This window comes from Catenulispora sp. EB89 (assembly GCF_041261445.1).
In the GTDB taxonomy this organism is placed as follows: domain Bacteria; phylum Actinomycetota; class Actinomycetes; order Streptomycetales; family Catenulisporaceae; genus Catenulispora.
The window spans coordinates 577,687-592,865 of sequence record NZ_JBGCCU010000002.1 but is presented as its reverse complement, the minus strand read 5'-3'; the positions used below and the strand labels follow the sequence as shown (position 1 = coordinate 592,865).

Genomic DNA, 15,179 nt, shown 5'->3' with positions numbered 1-15,179 from the left:
AGCGTTCCGCCGGCTCGGCTACTGCTCTGTTTCCCCGACCGCTTCCCCGACCACTTCCCCGGCGCCCTCGCCCCGGGTAAGGGTCCGCATCGGCGGCCGCTCGACCACCGTCACATCCGTCGACCGCGGCGCGAACCCCTCGGCCTCGCGGTGGAACTGCGTCATCAGCGTGTGCGGTCGGGCGCCGTCGCCGCCGGGCACGATCCGCCCCTCGCGCCGCAGCCGCTCCCACGCCACCTGCATGATCTCGCTGGCCATCCGGCCCAGCCCGGCGTCGTCCTGGTGGTGGTGCAGCCGCACGCCGACGTCCACCTGCGCCATGCCGTCCAGCCCGACCAGCGCCAGGGTGTCGATCAGCATCGCGGTCTCGACGCCGTAGCCGGTCGGGAACGGCAGCCGCTCCAGCAGCGTCCGGCGCGCCGCGTACTCCCCGCCCAGCGGCTGCACGAAGCCGGCCAGCAGCGGCCAGTGCAGGTTCAGGATCGGCCGCGCCACCAGCTCCGTGACCCGGCCGCCGCCGGCCGGCAGCACCGCGGAGCCGGCCACGAGCGGCCGGTCGTACATGGCCTTGACCAGGTGGATGGCGTCGTTGTCGGGGGAGCAGAGCAGCGGCCCGAGCACGCCGGTGACCACCGTGGAGGAGAACTCCCTGAGGTCGGCGTCTATGAAGCAGACCAGGTCGCCGGTGGTCGCGGCCAGCGACCGCCACAGCACCTCGCCCTTGCCGCGCACCGACGGGATGCCGGGAAGGATCTCGTCGCGGTGCAGGACCTTCGCCCCGGCCGCCGCGGCGTTCTCCGCGGTGCGGTCGGCCGAGCCGGAGTCCACCACCAGCAGCTCGTCCACCAGCGGCGCGGCCTCCACCAGGTCCTCGCGGATGGCGGTGACGATCGCGCCGACGGTCTCCTCCTCGTCCAGCGCGGGCAGTACCACGCTGATCCGGGCCCCGGTGGCGGCCTTCGCGGCGAGCAGCCGTTCCAGAGGCCAGTCCGAGGCCTTCGAGGAGCGCGCGTCAAGCCACCGCTCCACCTCTTCCAGCACCGGGCTCTCCACTCTGAAATCGGCTATCGGCAACCTCTTCAAGAGTAGATCCCTACCCACCCGCCCCCGACCCAGACCCGGCTTCGCCGGGTCTTCGATCGGTGTGTAAGTAGGGGCCCTGGGCCCGTCCCTCGGCCGGAGCCGCCGTCGTCTCGGGATCCGGACGGGTAGGTCCCACCTGGCCACCGGAGGCTTACGCTCCATAGCAACAACTCAATAAGTGCTCATCCAGAGGAGCTGAGGGACCGGCCCTACGACGCTCCGGCAACCATCCGTTCTGCCACCTCATCGTGGCACGGCGCGGTGCCAACTCCGGCCCACCCGGCAGCCGCCGAGCCGTGGGAAAGATGAGGAAAGGAACCTCGCGTCATGTCCGCAACCCTGTCGACGGCACCCTCCACGACCGCCCCCTTCGGCCCCGCGGCGCATCTGTCCTGTCGTGAGTGTGGTCACACCACGGAGCTCGGCCCGAAGTTCGCCTGTGAAGAGTGTTTCGGCCCCCTGGAGATCTCCTACGACTTCGGCACCGTCACCCGCGAGCAGATCGAGGCCGGCCCGGCGTCGATCTGGCGCTACGCCCCGCTGCTGCCGGTCCCGGCCGATGTCGCCACCCGCCCCACCACGAACCCCGGCTGGACCCGCCTGGTCCGCGCGCACCACCTCGGCCGCGAACTCGGCCTGACGAACCTCCACGTCAAGGACGACTCCGGCAACCCGACGCACTCCTTCAAGGACCGCGTCGTCGCGATCGCCGTGCAGGCCGCCCACGCCTTCGGCTACACCACTCTCTCCTGCTCCTCCACCGGCAACCTGGCCGGCGCGGTCGGGGCCGCCGCGGCGCGGGCCGGGCTGGACTCCTGCGTGTTCATCCCGTCGGACCTGGAGAAGGAGAAGATCGTCGTCGCCTCCGTCTACGGCGGCCGACTGATCGCCATCGACGGCACCTACGACGAGGTCAACCGTTTCTGCAGCGAGCTGATCGGCGACGAGCTCGGCGAGAAGTGGGGCTTCGTCAACGTGAACCTGCGGCCGTACTACGCCGAGGGCTCCAAGACGCTGGCGTACGAGATCGCCGAGCAGCTCGGCTGGCGGCTGCCGGAGCAGATCGTGATTCCGGTGGCCTCGGGATCGCAGCTCACGAAGATCGACAAGGGCTTCCGGGAGCTGGTGAAGCTCGGCCTGGTCGAGGACACCCCGTACAAGGTGATCGGCGCCCAGGGCTCCGGCTGCTCCCCGGTGTCGCAGGCCTACAAGGACGGCATCGACGTCATCCGCCCGGTGAAGCAGCCCGACACCATCGCCAAGTCGCTGGCGATCGGCAACCCCGCCGACGGCCCCTACGTGCTGGACATCGCCCGGCGCACCGGCGGCACGGTCGAGGACGTGACCGACGAGGAGATCCGCGCGGGTGTGAAGCTGCTGGCGCGCACCGAGGGCATCTTCGCCGAGACCGCGGGCGGGGTGACGGTGGGGGTGCTGAAGAAGCTCGCCGACGCCGGCCGGCTGGACCCGGACGCGCTGACCGTGGTCATCAACTCCGGCGACGGGCTCAAGACCCTCGACGCGGTCTCGGACTGCGGGCCCACGGCGGTCATCAAGCCGTCCCTGGACGCCTTCCGCGCGACGCTCTGACCGCTTCCGGGCTCCCGCACCGCGCGGGTGCGGATCAAGCTGTTCGCGCAATCTTCATCGGCATGACGCCCCGCGAGGGGATCGAGTAAGGAGCATGGCTATGAGCATCACCGTACGGATTCCCACCATCCTGCGTACTTACACCGACGGCAAGGCCGAGGTGTCGGTGCCGGGCGGTACTCTGGCGGAGGTGATCGACCAGCTGGAGGCCGACCACACCGGGATCCGCGCGCGGGTCCTGGACGACGACGGCAAGCTGCGGCGTTTCGTGAACGTCTACGTGAACGACGACGACGTGCGCTTCGCCGAAGGACTGGGGACGGCGGTGCCGGAGGGCGGCAACGTCTCCATCATCCCGGCCGTCGCAGGGGGCTGATGCGGCGGCGCTTCGGCGTGCCCGGAACGAGGGCCGGTTCCCGTATCGTTATCTACTCACCGTGAACAGGGCGAGAAGATACGCGGGGATCGGTCCGTATTTGTCTGCGCACCACTTACGAACCTCTGAATAATCTCTGAGATTTAGACCTGTTGTACTGAGCGTCACATTGGCTAGTCTCAGCGCCGGTCGAACGATTCGGCGAGATCCCTCCAGCTCAACCCTCTTGGTACGGCGGGTGGTACGGCGGCGAACGACCCTGGCCCGCGGGGTGCGGGCCGGAATTGGGGTGGGGTTCCACAGGGGGTAGCCCACTCCTCTAGAGCCGGAGCAAGGGGAGTACGGAATGGCTCAGGGCACCGTCAAGTGGTTCAACGCGGAGAAGGGCTACGGGTTCATCGCGGTCGACGGCGGGTCGGACGTCTTCGTCCACTACAGCGCGATCCAGATGGACGGCTACCGCAGCCTGGAAGAGAACCAGCGCGTCGAGTTCGAGATCTCGCAGGGGCAGAAGGGCCCGCAGGCCGACATGGTCCGGGTCATCGTCTAGCAGACCATCCCTGCGATCGACACTGGTTCCCATCACCGGGTCGCGACCATTCGGGGCTTTCGCGCCGCCGCCCGACCGACGACAACTCCGCACAACAGCCTTCAGGGCCCGCTCCCACGTACGGGAGCGGGCCCTGAAGCTTGTCGACCGGCTTGCACTCCCCGGGGGAGAGTGCTAATCATGGACCTTGGCAGTCTCACACCGAGAGTGCCAAACGAGAGAACCTCTCAGGCGAGGCTCGAACATCGTCTCACCGGCAGGGACCGGCGGGGTGACGGGCCGTCCGTCGCGGGCGCCTGGCGGTTCGCCAAGGAATCCCTGGTGTGGGAGGTCTGTACCACAATGTCGAAGATCATCGCGTTCGACGAGGAAGCCCGGCGCGGCCTCGAGCGCGGCATGAACCAGCTCGCGGACGCGGTCAAGGTGACCCTCGGCCCGCGCGGGCGCAACGTCGTGCTGGAGAAGAAGTGGGGCGCCCCCACGATCACCAACGACGGTGTCTCGATCGCCAAGGAGATCGAGCTCGAGGACCCGTACGAGAAGATCGGGGCCGAGCTCGTCAAGGAAGTCGCCAAGAAGACCGACGACGTCGCGGGCGACGGCACCACCACCGCCACCGTGCTGGCCCAGGCGCTGGTCCGCGAGGGCCTGCGCAACGTGGCCGCCGGGGCGAACCCGATGGCGCTCAAGCGCGGCATCGAGGCGGCCGTGGAGGCCGTGTCCGCCGAGCTGTCCAGCATGGCCAAGGACGTCGAGACCCGCGAGCAGATCGCCGCGACCGCCTCGATCTCCGCCGCTGACACCGCGATCGGCGACATGATCGCCGAGGCGATGGACAAGGCCGGCAAGGAAGGCGTCATCACCGTCGAGGAGAGCAACACCTTCGGTCTGGAGCTGGAGCTCACCGAGGGCATGCGCTTCGACAAGGGCTACATCTCGCCCTACTTCGCCACCGACCTGGAGCGCATGGAGACGTCCTTCGACGACCCGTACCTCCTGATCGCGAACTCCAAGATCGGCAACGTCAAGGACGTGCTGCCGATCCTGGAGAAGGTGATGCAGAGCGGCAAGCCGCTGGTCATCATCGCCGAGGACGTCGAGGGCGAGGCGCTGGCCACCCTGGTCGTGAACAAGATCCGCGGCACCTTCAAGTCGGTCGCGGTCAAGGCCCCCGGCTTCGGCGACCGCCGCAAGGCGATGCTCGGCGACATCGCGATCCTGACCGGCGGCCAGGTCGTCTCCGAGGAGGTCGGCCTGAAGCTGGACTCCGTCGGCCTGGAGATGCTGGGCAAGGCCCGCAAGGTCGTGGTGACCAAGGACGAGACCACGATCGTGGACGGCGACGGCGACAGCGACTCCATCGAGGGCCGCAAGAACCAGATCCGCGCCGAGATCGAGAAGTCGGACTCCGACTACGACCGCGAGAAGCTGCAGGAGCGCCTGGCCAAGCTGGCCGGCGGCGTCGCGGTGATCAAGGCCGGGGCGGCGACCGAGGTCGAGCTCAAGGAGCGCAAGCACCGCATCGAGGACGCGGTGCGCAACGCCAAGGCGGCCGTCGAGGAGGGCATCGTCGCCGGCGGCGGCGTGGCCCTGATCCAGGCCGGCAAGCAGGCGTTCGAGAAGATCGACCTGGCCGGCGACGAGGCCACCGGCGCGAACATCGTGCGCCTGGCCCTGGAGGCCCCGCTGAAGCAGATCTCGGTCAACGCCGGCCTCGAGGGCGGCGTCGTGGTCGAGAAGGTCCGCAACCTGGAGACCGGCTTCGGCCTGAACGCCGCCACCGGCGAGTACGTCGACATGATCAAGGCCGGCATCCTGGACCCGGCCAAGGTCACCCGCTCGGCGCTGCAGAACGCGGCCTCCATCGCCGCCCTGTTCCTGACCACCGAGGCGGTCATCGCCGACAAGCCGGAGAAGGCGGCGGCCGCGGCCGGCGGCGGCATGCCCGGCGGCGACATGGACTTCTGAGCCTCGGCTCAGGGTTCTGGTTCGGAACTGCGGTAACTGCTGTACGCGGAGGGCGGCTCTGGCTTCGGCCGGGGCCGCCTTCGGCGTGTTCGAACGGATATTTACTCTTCTGGGTGATTACTTTCCGGTTCGCTTCCCTCGCGCTGCGGCCCGCATGTGAGTCTATGCTCGGAGTGTGACGACAACGGGACACTCCGATGCCCACGGCGGCAGCAGGGAGCCACTCATGACGGTCACGGCGGAAACGCGGCAAGCCTTCCTCGAGTTCGACGCGACGCTCGGCCCCAAGTACCGCGCCGAGCTCATCGACGGGAGGATTGTCGTGAACCCAGCTCCGGTCGGAGACCACGAATCAGTGCTCGCCAAACTGAACACTCAGCTTGTGCGTGATTCAGCGATTCCGGTTTGGATTTCGGGACATCGCGGCCTGAGTACGCCTTTCGGCAACTTCATCCCTGATCTGGCGGTGGCTGAGCCGGGAGCTTTCGAGGGCGAGCCCTCGTGGGGTACACCTTCGGGATGGTTGATGGCTGTCGAGGTGACGTCATCCGCGCCGGCGGATGACCGCGAGGCCAAGCGCCGTGCATACGCTGCCGTGGGCATCCCGCTGTATTTGCTGGTCGACCGCGGTCGCGGCGAGACGGTGCTGTTCAGCCATCCTGATGTCGAAGCCAAGGACTACCGCGCTGACATCCGCGTCCCGTTCGGTGACGCTCTCGAACTCCCGGCACCGTTCTCCTTCACGCTGACCGACTTCGCTCCGATGGGACCGCGCCCCCGCGAGCTCTGACCGGCTGCGCCCCGCCCCCGTTGCCCGTATCCAACCCCCGGCCCACCCCTTGTCCCCGTCTCGGCTCTCTGGCGTAATGAACACATCAGCCTTATGAGACGGGAGACTGCATGGCCTCACCAGCGCGCGGACGCCACCGCATTCTTCGGTGGCTGAACCATCCGCGGCGGCTGGTGCGCCTGAGTCCGGGGCAGCGGCGCCGGTTCATCCTGGTCATCGGGAACACGATCGTCACCTCCGGTGCCATCGTTCTGCAGGTTTCCGCGCGCGGGAATCTTGTGGTGTGGACGCTGGCGCTGATCGCCGTCTCGCTCATCACCGGCATCCTCGCGATCGGTACCGAGTGGCTCATCGTCGAGGGTGCGGGGAAGGCGTCGGAGGGGCGGCGGGCCAGTTGGCCGGATCCGCGGGTGGTCAACGGGGCCGCGCCGCCGAGTCTGGAGTTGCCGCCTGCGGACGAGCAGTTCGTCGGCCGGCGGCAGCAGCTCGATCAGCTGCGCGACATGCTGGAGCGGGTCGCCAATGACGGCCGCGGGGCCCCGGTTCTCGCCCTGTACGGCATGGGCGGCGTCGGCAAGACCTCGCTGGCCGTGCAGTTCGCCGAGGAGGTGCGCAGCGACTATCCCGGCGGGGTGCTGCACCTCTCGCTCAGCTCGCTGAGCGCCGGCGGGCCCTCCGGCCGCGACGCCCCCGATCCCTCCACCGCCCTCGGGCGCCTGCTGGCCGCGCTCGGCGTCCGGGCCGGGGAGGTGCCGCCTGATGCGGACGCGCGCCGCCGCCTCTACCACGACCGCCTCGTCGGCCGCCGGGTCCTGGTCGTCCTCGACGACGCCAAGTCCGCCGCGCAGGTGCGTCCGCTGCTCGCGCGGGTCCGCGGCTGCGCCACGGTCATCACCAGCCGCCGTCCTCTGGGCCTGCTGGAGGCCGAGCCCTTCACCGTCGGCGGCCTCGACGACGACTCGCTGCGCGAGCTCCTGGTCCGGCATGTCGGGGCCCGCCGCGTCGAGGACGAGCCGGACGCCGCCCGCCAGATCATCCGCGCCTGCGGCGGCCTGCCGCTGGCCCTGCGCCTGGTCGCCGCCCGGCTGGCCGCCGACAACCACCGCACCCTCGCCGAACTCGCCGCGCGCCTGAGCCTCGACGAGTTCCGCTCCGGCGACGTCCGCGTCCGCGATGCCATCGAGGTCTCCTATGCCGAGCTCGACCCGCGCAGCCGCCGAGCCTTCCGGCTGCTGACGCTGTTCCCCTCCATATCCCTGCGGGAGTGGGCCCCGGCGCCGTTGCTCGACATTCCGGTGGCGGCCGCCCTGGAGGTGATGGAAGACCTCGTCGAGGCCCAGTTGCTGGAGCGTGCGGCGCGCGGCAGTTCCAACGGCACCGAATACCGCTTCCACGCCCTCGTGCGTGAATACGCCGAGGAACGCCTCGCCGCCGAGGACGCCGCCGACGAGCAGCGCGCCGCGCTGGCCCGGCTCGGCGGCGCCTTCCTCGCGCTGGCCGAGTACGCCGAGCACCTCACCGACCCCACCGTCCCGCGCCACGGCCGGGCCGGCGGCGCGCTGCCGTCCAGTGCCGAACACTGGCACGTCGACGACCCCGACCTGCTCCGCTACGCCGAGTACGGCCCGACCCGCTGGCTGCTCGGCGACTGCCGCCGCCTGGGCCGGATGGTCGAGCGCGCGCACGCCGCCCAGCTCTGGGACCTGTGCTGGGAGCTGTCGGTGGTCCTGGCCCGGGTGCTGGAGACCGTCTACACCGTCTGGAACCGCTGGGACGACGTCCTGCACGACGGCCTGGACGCCGCCACCCGCCGCGACGACCGCCGCGCCGAGTCGATCATCCACCAGGGCTACGGCGTCCTGCGCCACTACCAGGACCGCTTCGACGAGGCCGAGCAGCACTTCACGGTCGCGCTGCGGCTGTGCCGCGAGATCGGCCACCGCCCCGGCGAGGCCTACACGCTGCGCTGGATCGGCCGCGGCCACTACTTCGCCGGCCACTTCGCCGAGGCGGTGCACGACCTGGAGCAGGCCCTGGAACTGTCGCGGGTGCTGGGCAACAAGCTCGCCGAGGCCCGCGTCCTGCGCGATCTGTGCGAGGCCTACGCCGGACTGCGCCGCTTCACCGACGCCGAGGAGGCGATCCGCGCGGCGCTGGCGCTGTTCGAGGGCGACGCCGTCGACCAGGGCGCGGACTGGGACGTGCGCCAGCCCGCCGAGGCCGCCCGGGCCCGCCGAGACCTCGGCGTGCTGCTGAACCGCCGCTACAAGTTCGCCGAGGCCGAGCGCCAGCTGACCTCCGCCGTCGACACCCTGACCGAGCTCGGCCACTGGTTCTGGCGCGCCTCGGCGGTCTTCGACCTGGCCATGCTGCGCCTGCGCCAGCACCGCCCGATCGAGGCCGAGGCCCTGATGTGGCAGTCCTTCGACACCTTCAACGACTCCGGCTACCGCTACTGGACCGCGGTCGTCGGCCGCCGCCTGGCGATGCTCCGCCTGGAGCAGGGCCGGGTCGAGGAGGCCGTGGAGCTGATGATGCCGGTGCTGGAGACGTTCCAGCAGCTGGGCCTGGGCCTGTGGGAGAGCTACACGCTGCGGGTGCTCGCTTGGGCGCGCCGCGAGGAGGGCCGGCTGGACGTCGCCGACCAGCACCTGGAGGACGCCGCCGCGCTGGCCGAGCGGTACCAGGACCCGTGGGGCCTGATGCGGGTGCGCTGGATGCAGGCCTCGGTGTGGATGGCGCAGGGCCGCACGGCCGACGCGGTGCGGCTGTACCGGGAGGCGGCGGCGACCGCGGCCCGCTACGAGGAGCCGTGGCAGGAGGCTGAGATCCTGGCCGACCTGGCGAAAGCACTGCGGGCGACCGGGGATCGGGCGGCCGCCGCGCGGGCCGAGGCCGGCGCGAAGGAAGTCGCGGCGACTTTCGAGCCGCAGCACTGGGGACGGCGGCGACGGCGGTGGAGCGGCCGGCGGTGGGGTCGGCGCTGGGCGCGGGTGGCGCTCAGGAGGCGTGAGCCGCGGCTGTAGGGCATCGCTGAGTCCTGATACACCCTGGTCTACTCGGCAGCTGTTCCAGGCCGTCCACGTCGCTCTGCGCGGCCCTACGGCGCTCTGTGCCGCCTTGTTTCGCCCGCGGCGGCCTTCACAGCCACCCCCACCGCGTCACCAGCCACCCGAGCTGCACCCGGCTCCGCGCCCCGGCCAGCGTCATCAGATCCCCGATGCGGCGCTCGACGCTGCGCCGGCTCAGGTGCAGCGAGCGCGGTGCGGTGGCGCCGGAGTCGGCGAGCATCAGCTCCAGCAGGCGGCGGGTCTCGCGGTCCAGGGTGCGCGGGCGCGGGACCGGCTCGGGGCCGTGCGCCGGCAGGCCGGCCAGGGCCGCGTACCGGCCCAGCTGCATGCGGTTGCGGCAGCCCGCGCCGTCCATCAGGGCCCGTACGTACCGCTCCACCGTCCGCTCGCTGACGCCCAGGCGGTGCGCCACGGCCCCGTCGGTCAGGCCGCCGATCAGCAGGACCAGGGTCCTCTCCTTAGTGTCCATCGCAGTGGACACGCCTGAGCCTCCGGGTTCGGTTGCACCGCCGGCTGAGCTTCCGGCCTTCCGAAGCCCGCCGGGGCCGTAGGATCGCAGGGTTCTGACCCGGCGCTTCCCGCCAGGGGCGCCGGGTCCGGCATGCCCGCCGGGGGTCGGTCGGAGTCGGAGGCCGGAGTCGGTCGGCCGTGTCAGCCGGCGCCGTGCGGTCCCCGGGGATGCTTGGGCCGCCGCAACCCGGCCGCCGTCAGCCGCTGCAGCAACTCCCGCGACCGCACCGGCAGCGCCCCGGCGGCGACCGCCTGCTCGTAGAGGTGCGCAGGCAGGTCGTAGTGGTCGCGTTCGAAGCCGCGCGGCGGCACGCCCAAGCGCTCGGCGAACGCGTGCAGCTCGGCGAAAGAAGTGTCGCTCACCAGGTGCGACCACAGTCGACCGTGGCCGGGCCAGGTCGGCGGGTCGATGAGGATCACTCGGTCATCAAAGCACATCGGAACGGGCCGCCACAGCAGCCTCCACATCCGCCTCCACCAGCGCCGCATTGATCTGCGCGGCGGTCGCGGTCGCCGCCCCGGCCGCCGCGATGACCCCGGTGGTCGGGTCGGCGACGTTCCCGGCGGCCCACACCCCGGGAACCGAGGTGCGGCCGGCGGGCCCGGTCTTGAGCCAGCCGGTCTCAGCGTCCTTCTCACAGCCGAGCGCGTCCAGCAGGGTGCTGTTGGGCTCGAACCGCGGCACCAGGAACACCGCCTCGCGCGGGACCAGGGCGCCGTCGGCCAGCTCGATCGCGGTCAGCCGGTCGTCCTCGGCGACCAGGCGCCGGACCGGACGCTCCTCGATCCGCACCCCGCGCGCCGTGAGCTTGGCGCGGTCGGCGTCCTCCAGGGGGTGGCCGTTCAGGAAGTACACCAGGTCCGCGCTCCACTGGCGGATCAGCAGGGTGTGGTGCGTCGACATCGGGCCGGTCGCCAGGGTCGCCAGCGGGGTGTCCCGGACCTCCCAGCCGTGGCAGTACGGGCAGACGTGCACGTCCCCCGCCCACAGCTCGGCCAGGCCCGGCACGTCCGGCAGCACGTCGGTCAGTCCGGTGGTGACCAGCAGCTGCCGTCCGGTCGCGACGCAGCCGCTGGCCAGCGTGACGCGGAAGCCGTCGGCGGTCTGCTCGGCCTTCTCCGCGTAGTCCGTCACGATCACGCCGCCGTACGACAGCACCTCGTCGCGGCCGTGCTCCAGCAGCTCCAGCGGCGGCATGCCGTCGCGGGACAGGTAGCCGTGCATGTGGCCGGCCTTGGCGTTGCGGGGCGCGCGAGCGTCCACGACGAGCACGCTGCGCCGTGCGCGGCCGAGCATGAGCGCCGCGGACAGGCCCGCTGCGCCGCCGCCAACGATGACGACGTCGTAGTCCTGCCGGTGGTCCGTCGTGGCCGTATCGGTGGTATCGGTCGTATTGCCCATGATGTTCATGTGATCTCCTCCGCTGCCGAGGATGCGTCGGCGGCGCGCCGGCGGGCAAGAAATATTGCCGACTTGGCAAACTGGGGGCATGGACGACCAGCTCGCCGCCGACATCGGCACCCGCCTGCGCACCGCCCGCCGGGCCCGGCCCCTGACCCTCGCCGAGGCCGCCGGGGCCACCGGCATCTCGGTCAGCACGCTGTCCCGCCTGGAGACCGGCGGCCGGCGCGCGACGCTGGAGCAGCTGCTGCCGCTGGCCGACCTCTACGAGGTCTCGCTCGACGAGCTGGTCGGCCGGGCCGAGCCGCCGCGCAAGCAGGGCGACGGCCGGGTGATCGTGCCGCTCACCAAGGAGCCCGGCGGGCTGCGCGCCTACAAGATGACGCTCCCGCCCCGCGGCGACGACGACCCGGTCCCGCAGCTGCGCACCCACGAGGGCTGGGAGTGGATGTACGTGCTCAGCGGCCGCATGCGGGTGCTGCTCGCCGAGCACGATCTGCTGCTCGGCAAGGGCGAGGCGGTCGAGTTCGACACCCACGTCCCGCACTGGTTCGGCGCCGCCGGGCCCGCGCCGGTGGAGGTGCTGACGCTGTTCGGGCCGCAGGGGGAACGCGTGCACGTGCGGGCCCGGTCGCGCGGGCAGTGGGGATAGGTCGGAAGGAGAACTTGTCTGCGGTGCCGGCCCAGCGCTGTCAAGTGCGGAAGCACGTCGCACCAGTGCGACATTGCTGGTCAATGGCGTGCCGCAGATGATGACCGCAACCGTGAGGCACCACCTCCCCACCGGAAAGCAGGGTACGTATGTTCTCTCGCGCGGGTATCTCGTTGGCGGCGGCAGGCCTGTTGGCTGCCGGACTCGCCGCCTACACGGCCGGCCCGGCCGCCGCGACCGTCCTCAAGTCCCAGTGCACGTGGAGCGGCGGAAACGGCCCCCTGTACTCGGCCACGTGCACCGGGGTCGCGCCGACCGACCACTGGGACGTCGCGCTCACCTGCTCGAATCAAGAAGACACTTACGAGCACACCTACTACGGCGGCATCAAGGAAGGTTCGGGGACCGGCTACGCCGAGTGCCAGCCGGGTCAGATCTTCGCCGGCTGGGACATCCGCAACCTCTGACGGCCGCCGGCATGATCCGGCGCTAGCCCTCCAGCTCCTCGATCTCAGTAGCCAGATTCGCCCGTGCGCGATGCTCGTACCGCTCCACCGCGACCGGCGTCCGGAACAGGTTCGGCAGCTCCAGCAGCCCGCGCAGCACCGCGGCGCGGCCCGGCCGGAACAGCTCGTCGGGCACCTCCGCGTACTCCTGGCGGATCGCGTGCGCGTAGGCGCGGTACGCGCTGACATCGCCGGCTAGGACCGCGAGGTCGGCGTCGCAGAGCACTGCGCCGTTCCGGTCCCCGTCGGCCGCCGCGTGCCCCTTCGTCAGCCGCACCAGCCGCGCCACCTCGGCGATCCGCGCCTCGGGCATCCCCAGCGGCGGTAGCTCGGTCTCGGCCAGCTGTGCGCTCAGCTCCTCGTTGTCGGCGCTCGCCGTTCCGCCGTCGTAGACCGCGTCGTGGAACCACGCCGCGTAGCGCACCGCCGCCACGTCGTCCGCGTATCCGCCGAACTCGTCCACCCCGTCCAGCACCCGGACCAGGTGGTCCAGGGTGTGGTAGCGGCGGTGCGGCTCGGACCAGCGCGCGACCAGCTCGTCGCCCAGGCGGATGCTCTCCGGGGTGATGCCGGCCAGGGCCAGCCAGCGGTTGTGAAGCGACAGCGCCATGGTCGCAGCCTACGCCGCCGCGGCTTTCCGGGCGTCTCGAGCCGTGGCCGCTTCCGAGGCCCGCGCGGCCATCGCCTCGCAGTGCTCCAGCGTCTGCGCCGCCAACGCCGCCCGCACGTCCGCGATCGCCGAAGGCGCCATCGACAGGGACCGGACTCCCAGCCCGACCAGCACGCACGCCAGCAGCGGATCGGCGGCCGCCTCCCCGCACACGCCGATCGGCTTGCCCGCGGCGCGCCCGGCGGCCCCGGCCGCCCCGACCAGTTTCAGCACCGCCGGATGCCACGGGTCCTGCAACGTCCCGACCGCGCCGAGCATCCGGTCGGCGGCCATCGTGTACTGCGTCAGGTCGTTGGTGCCGATCGAGGCGAAGCCGGTGCGGCCGGCCAGGATCGGGCCGGCGGTCAGCGCGGCCGCCGGGGTCTCGACCATGATCCCGACCCGGCCGCCGGCCACGTCCAGGCCGCAGGCCGCCGCCAGCTCGCAGAACCACTCCGCCTCGGTCGCCTCGTCGACCATCGGCGCCATCACCCACACCTCCGGCGCGCTGGTCCCGGCCGCCTCCCGGATCGCCAGCAGCTGGGAGCGCAGGACCGGCTCGTTGCGGCCGTCGAAGGCCCGGAACGCGCGCAGTCCGCGGACGCCCAGTGCCGGGTTCGGCTCCTCGCCCAGGGGAACGAACGGCAGCGGCTTGTCGGCCCCGGCGTCCAGGGTCCGCACCACCACCCGCGCGCCCTCCGGGAACGCGTCGAACACGTCCTTGTAGACCTTGACCTGCGCGTCGAAGGTCGGCGGCTGGTCCGAGTCCAGATACAGGAACTCGGTACGGAACAGCCCCACGCCCTCCGCCCCGGCCGCCAGCGCCGCCGGCACGTCGTCCGCGCCGCCGATGTTCGCCAGGAGCAGCACCTTGGTCCCGTCGGACGTGCGGCCCGGTCCGGTGCGCGCGGCCGCGGCCGACGCGGCGCAGGAGCGGGCGACCGCCTCCTCCATCGCCTCGGTCGACGGCCGCGCCACCACGGTCCCGGTCGCAGCGTCCACCAGCACTGGCGTGTCGTCGGCCAGCGCCAGCACCCCGGCGGCGCCGACCACGGCCGGGATGCCCATGGCGCGGGCCAGGATCGCGGTGTGCGAGGTCGGGCCGCCCTCGGCGGTGACCAGGGCCAGCACCAGGCGCCGGTCCAGCAGCGCGGTGTCGGCCGGCGCCAGGTCGGCGGCCACCAGCACGTAGGGCTCGGTGCGGCTGGGAAGGCCCGGCATCGGCACGCCGGAGGCGACCGCGATCGCGCGGGCCGCGATGTCGTCGAGGTCGGCGACCCGGCCGGCCATGTAGTCGCCGAGGGCGGCCAGCGTCGCGTGGAACTCGGCGAACGTCTCGTGGATGGCGCGGGCGGCGGTCTTGCCGGCGTCGGTGCGGGCCTGGACGCCGTCCTCCAGCTCCGGGTCCTCGGCCATCATGGCCTGGGCTTCGAGCACGTCGGCGGTGGCCCCGCCGGCCGCCGTGCCGCGGGCCCGCAGGTCGGCGGCCACCGCGGCCAGGGCGGCGAAGGCCTTGGCGCGCTCCTCGCCGGGGGAGTCGGCGGCCGGGGTGTCGGCAGGCTCCGGCAGCGGCCGGCCCATGCGGGCGACCGGTCCGGCGACCGCGGCGGTGCCGACGCCGACGCCCTCGTACTCGATGGAGTCGGAGGCGTCGGGGAAGTCGTTCGCGCCGGGAGGGCCGCTCGCGCCGGGGGAACTGCTCGCGCCGAGAGGGCTGCTCGCGCCGGTCGAGTCGGTCGAGCGTCCCGAGTGCGCCCCGTCAGCCATCGAGGTCGGTCTCCAGCAGCTCGGCCAGCTCGTCCACCGCGGCCGCCGCGCCCTCGCCGTCGGCCGCGGCCAGCGTCACCCGCTCGCCGCCGCGCACGTCCAGCGACATCACCGCGAGCATCGACTTGGCGTTCACCGGGCGCCCGCCGTCCTTGGCCACGGTCACCGGGACCGGCAGCTCCTTGGCCTTCCTGACGAAGACGGCCGCGGGCCGGGCGTGCAGCCCCACCTTGGAGGCCACGGTCACGGTGCGCTCGGGCATGTC

Annotated in this window: 15 protein-coding genes and 1 riboswitch; of the genes, 8 read left to right on the top strand and 7 right to left on the bottom strand. The window is 71.8% G+C overall.

Annotated features, from left to right (window positions below):
* Nucleotides 1-18: 18 nt before the first annotated feature.
* Nucleotides 19-1,041 carry a glucosyl-3-phosphoglycerate synthase gene (locus ABH920_RS06185; protein WP_370348012.1) on the bottom strand — a complete coding sequence of 341 codons (1,023 nt, stop codon included), beginning with the start codon at nt 1,039-1,041 and terminating at the stop codon, nt 19-21.
* A gap of 221 nt (nt 1,042-1,262) precedes the next feature.
* Nucleotides 1,263-1,395: riboswitch (SAM riboswitch) on the top strand.
* A 15-nt stretch (nt 1,396-1,410) separates the two neighbouring features.
* Here ABH920_RS06185 and thrC point away from each other — a divergent pair.
* From thrC to ABH920_RS06155, 6 genes are all read left to right on the top strand, one after another.
* Complete coding sequence (thrC, locus tag ABH920_RS06180) at nt 1,411-2,673, top strand: threonine synthase (RefSeq protein WP_370347694.1); 1,263 nt, start codon at nt 1,411-1,413, stop codon at nt 2,671-2,673.
* Nucleotides 2,674-2,773: 100 nt separating this feature from the next.
* Complete coding sequence (locus ABH920_RS06175) at nt 2,774-3,049, top strand: ubiquitin-like small modifier protein 1 (RefSeq protein WP_370347692.1); 276 nt, start codon at nt 2,774-2,776, stop codon at nt 3,047-3,049.
* A gap of 346 nt (nt 3,050-3,395) precedes the next feature.
* Nucleotides 3,396-3,599 (top strand): cold-shock protein, encoded by a 204-nt coding sequence (locus tag ABH920_RS06170; RefSeq protein WP_015796671.1) that lies wholly within the window; start codon nt 3,396-3,398, stop codon nt 3,597-3,599.
* Nucleotides 3,600-3,941: 342 nt separating this feature from the next.
* Nucleotides 3,942-5,567 carry a chaperonin GroEL gene (groL, locus tag ABH920_RS06165; RefSeq protein WP_370347689.1) on the top strand — a complete coding sequence of 542 codons (1,626 nt, stop codon included), beginning with the start codon at nt 3,942-3,944 and terminating at the stop codon, nt 5,565-5,567.
* A gap of 226 nt (nt 5,568-5,793) precedes the next feature.
* Nucleotides 5,794-6,357 (top strand): Uma2 family endonuclease, encoded by a 564-nt coding sequence (locus ABH920_RS06160; protein WP_370347687.1) that lies wholly within the window; start codon nt 5,794-5,796, stop codon nt 6,355-6,357.
* 110 nt (nt 6,358-6,467) lie between these two features.
* Nucleotides 6,468-9,383 (top strand): tetratricopeptide repeat protein, encoded by a 2,916-nt coding sequence (locus ABH920_RS06155; protein WP_370347684.1) that lies wholly within the window; start codon nt 6,468-6,470, stop codon nt 9,381-9,383.
* Between the two features lie 115 nt (nt 9,384-9,498).
* On the opposite strand, the gene ABH920_RS06150 is transcribed toward ABH920_RS06155, so the two are convergent.
* The 3 genes from ABH920_RS06150 to ABH920_RS06140 all read right to left on the bottom strand — a co-directional run bounded on the left by ABH920_RS06150 (nt 9,499) and on the right by ABH920_RS06140 (nt 11,349).
* Nucleotides 9,499-9,897 carry a LuxR C-terminal-related transcriptional regulator gene (locus ABH920_RS06150; protein ID WP_370347682.1) on the bottom strand — a complete coding sequence of 133 codons (399 nt, stop codon included), beginning with the start codon at nt 9,895-9,897 and terminating at the stop codon, nt 9,499-9,501.
* 182 nt (nt 9,898-10,079) lie between these two features.
* Nucleotides 10,080-10,376 (bottom strand): DUF4031 domain-containing protein, encoded by a 297-nt coding sequence (locus ABH920_RS06145; protein WP_370347680.1) that lies wholly within the window; start codon nt 10,374-10,376, stop codon nt 10,080-10,082.
* Nucleotides 10,366-11,349, bottom strand: a complete 984-nt coding sequence (locus tag ABH920_RS06140) for an NAD(P)/FAD-dependent oxidoreductase (RefSeq protein WP_370347678.1) — start codon at nt 11,347-11,349, stop codon at nt 10,366-10,368. The genes ABH920_RS06145 and ABH920_RS06140 overlap by 11 nt, the downstream gene beginning before the upstream one ends.
* Before the next feature lie 79 nt (nt 11,350-11,428).
* On the opposite strand from ABH920_RS06140, the gene ABH920_RS06135 reads away from it, so the two are divergent.
* Both ABH920_RS06135 and ABH920_RS06130 read left to right on the top strand, forming a co-directional pair.
* A complete protein-coding gene (locus ABH920_RS06135) occupies nt 11,429-11,992 on the top strand; it encodes a helix-turn-helix domain-containing protein (protein WP_370347675.1) in 564 nt (187 codons plus the stop codon).
* 149 nt (nt 11,993-12,141) lie between these two features.
* Nucleotides 12,142-12,459, top strand: a complete 318-nt coding sequence (locus ABH920_RS06130) for a hypothetical protein (protein WP_370347673.1) — start codon at nt 12,142-12,144, stop codon at nt 12,457-12,459.
* 22 nt (nt 12,460-12,481) lie between these two features.
* Here the strand turns inward: ABH920_RS06130 and ABH920_RS06125 are convergent, their stop codons facing one another.
* Genes ABH920_RS06125 through ABH920_RS06115 form a run of 3 tightly spaced genes read right to left on the bottom strand, consistent with a single transcriptional unit; the run spans nt 12,482 to nt 15,176 of the window.
* Entirely contained in the window at nt 12,482-13,108 is a 627-nt protein-coding gene (locus tag ABH920_RS06125) for a metal-dependent phosphohydrolase (RefSeq protein WP_370347671.1), read from the bottom strand.
* A gap of 9 nt (nt 13,109-13,117) precedes the next feature.
* On the bottom strand, nt 13,118-14,914 hold the full coding sequence (gene ptsP / locus ABH920_RS06120) for a phosphoenolpyruvate--protein phosphotransferase (RefSeq protein ID WP_370347669.1): 1,797 nt from the start codon (nt 14,912-14,914) through the stop codon (nt 13,118-13,120).
* Nucleotides 14,907-15,176, bottom strand: coding sequence for an HPr family phosphocarrier protein (locus ABH920_RS06115; RefSeq protein WP_370347667.1), 270 nt, complete (start codon nt 15,174-15,176; stop codon nt 14,907-14,909). The genes ptsP and ABH920_RS06115 overlap by 8 nt, the downstream gene beginning before the upstream one ends.
* Nucleotides 15,177-15,179: the final 3 nt, after the last annotated feature.

What these genes read in the sequence shown, in the direction of transcription:
- thrC (WP_370347694.1), top strand. Translation starts at nt 1,411, where the DNA reads ATGTCCGCAACCCTGTCGACGGCACCCTCCACGACCGCCCCCTTCGGC.
- ABH920_RS06175 (WP_370347692.1), top strand. Translation starts at nt 2,774, where the DNA reads ATGAGCATCACCGTACGGATTCCCACCATCCTGCGTACTTACACCGAC.
- ABH920_RS06170 (WP_015796671.1), top strand. Translation starts at nt 3,396, where the DNA reads ATGGCTCAGGGCACCGTCAAGTGGTTCAACGCGGAGAAGGGCTACGGG.
- groL (WP_370347689.1), top strand. Translation starts at nt 3,942, where the DNA reads ATGTCGAAGATCATCGCGTTCGACGAGGAAGCCCGGCGCGGCCTCGAG.
- ABH920_RS06160 (WP_370347687.1), top strand. Translation starts at nt 5,794, where the DNA reads ATGACGGTCACGGCGGAAACGCGGCAAGCCTTCCTCGAGTTCGACGCG.
- ABH920_RS06155 (WP_370347684.1), top strand. Translation starts at nt 6,468, where the DNA reads ATGGCCTCACCAGCGCGCGGACGCCACCGCATTCTTCGGTGGCTGAAC.
- ABH920_RS06150 (WP_370347682.1), bottom strand. Translation starts at nt 9,897, where the DNA reads ATGGACACTAAGGAGAGGACCCTGGTCCTGCTGATCGGCGGCCTGACC.
- ABH920_RS06145 (WP_370347680.1), bottom strand. Translation starts at nt 10,376, where the DNA reads ATGTGCTTTGATGACCGAGTGATCCTCATCGACCCGCCGACCTGGCCC.
- ABH920_RS06140 (WP_370347678.1), bottom strand. Translation starts at nt 11,349, where the DNA reads ATGAACATCATGGGCAATACGACCGATACCACCGATACGGCCACGACG.
- ABH920_RS06135 (WP_370347675.1), top strand. Translation starts at nt 11,429, where the DNA reads ATGGACGACCAGCTCGCCGCCGACATCGGCACCCGCCTGCGCACCGCC.
- ABH920_RS06130 (WP_370347673.1), top strand. Translation starts at nt 12,142, where the DNA reads ATGTTCTCTCGCGCGGGTATCTCGTTGGCGGCGGCAGGCCTGTTGGCT.
- ABH920_RS06125 (WP_370347671.1), bottom strand. Translation starts at nt 13,108, where the DNA reads ATGGCGCTGTCGCTTCACAACCGCTGGCTGGCCCTGGCCGGCATCACC.
- ptsP (WP_370347669.1), bottom strand. Translation starts at nt 14,914, where the DNA reads ATGGCTGACGGGGCGCACTCGGGACGCTCGACCGACTCGACCGGCGCG.
- ABH920_RS06115 (WP_370347667.1), bottom strand. Translation starts at nt 15,176, where the DNA reads ATGCCCGAGCGCACCGTGACCGTGGCCTCCAAGGTGGGGCTGCACGCC.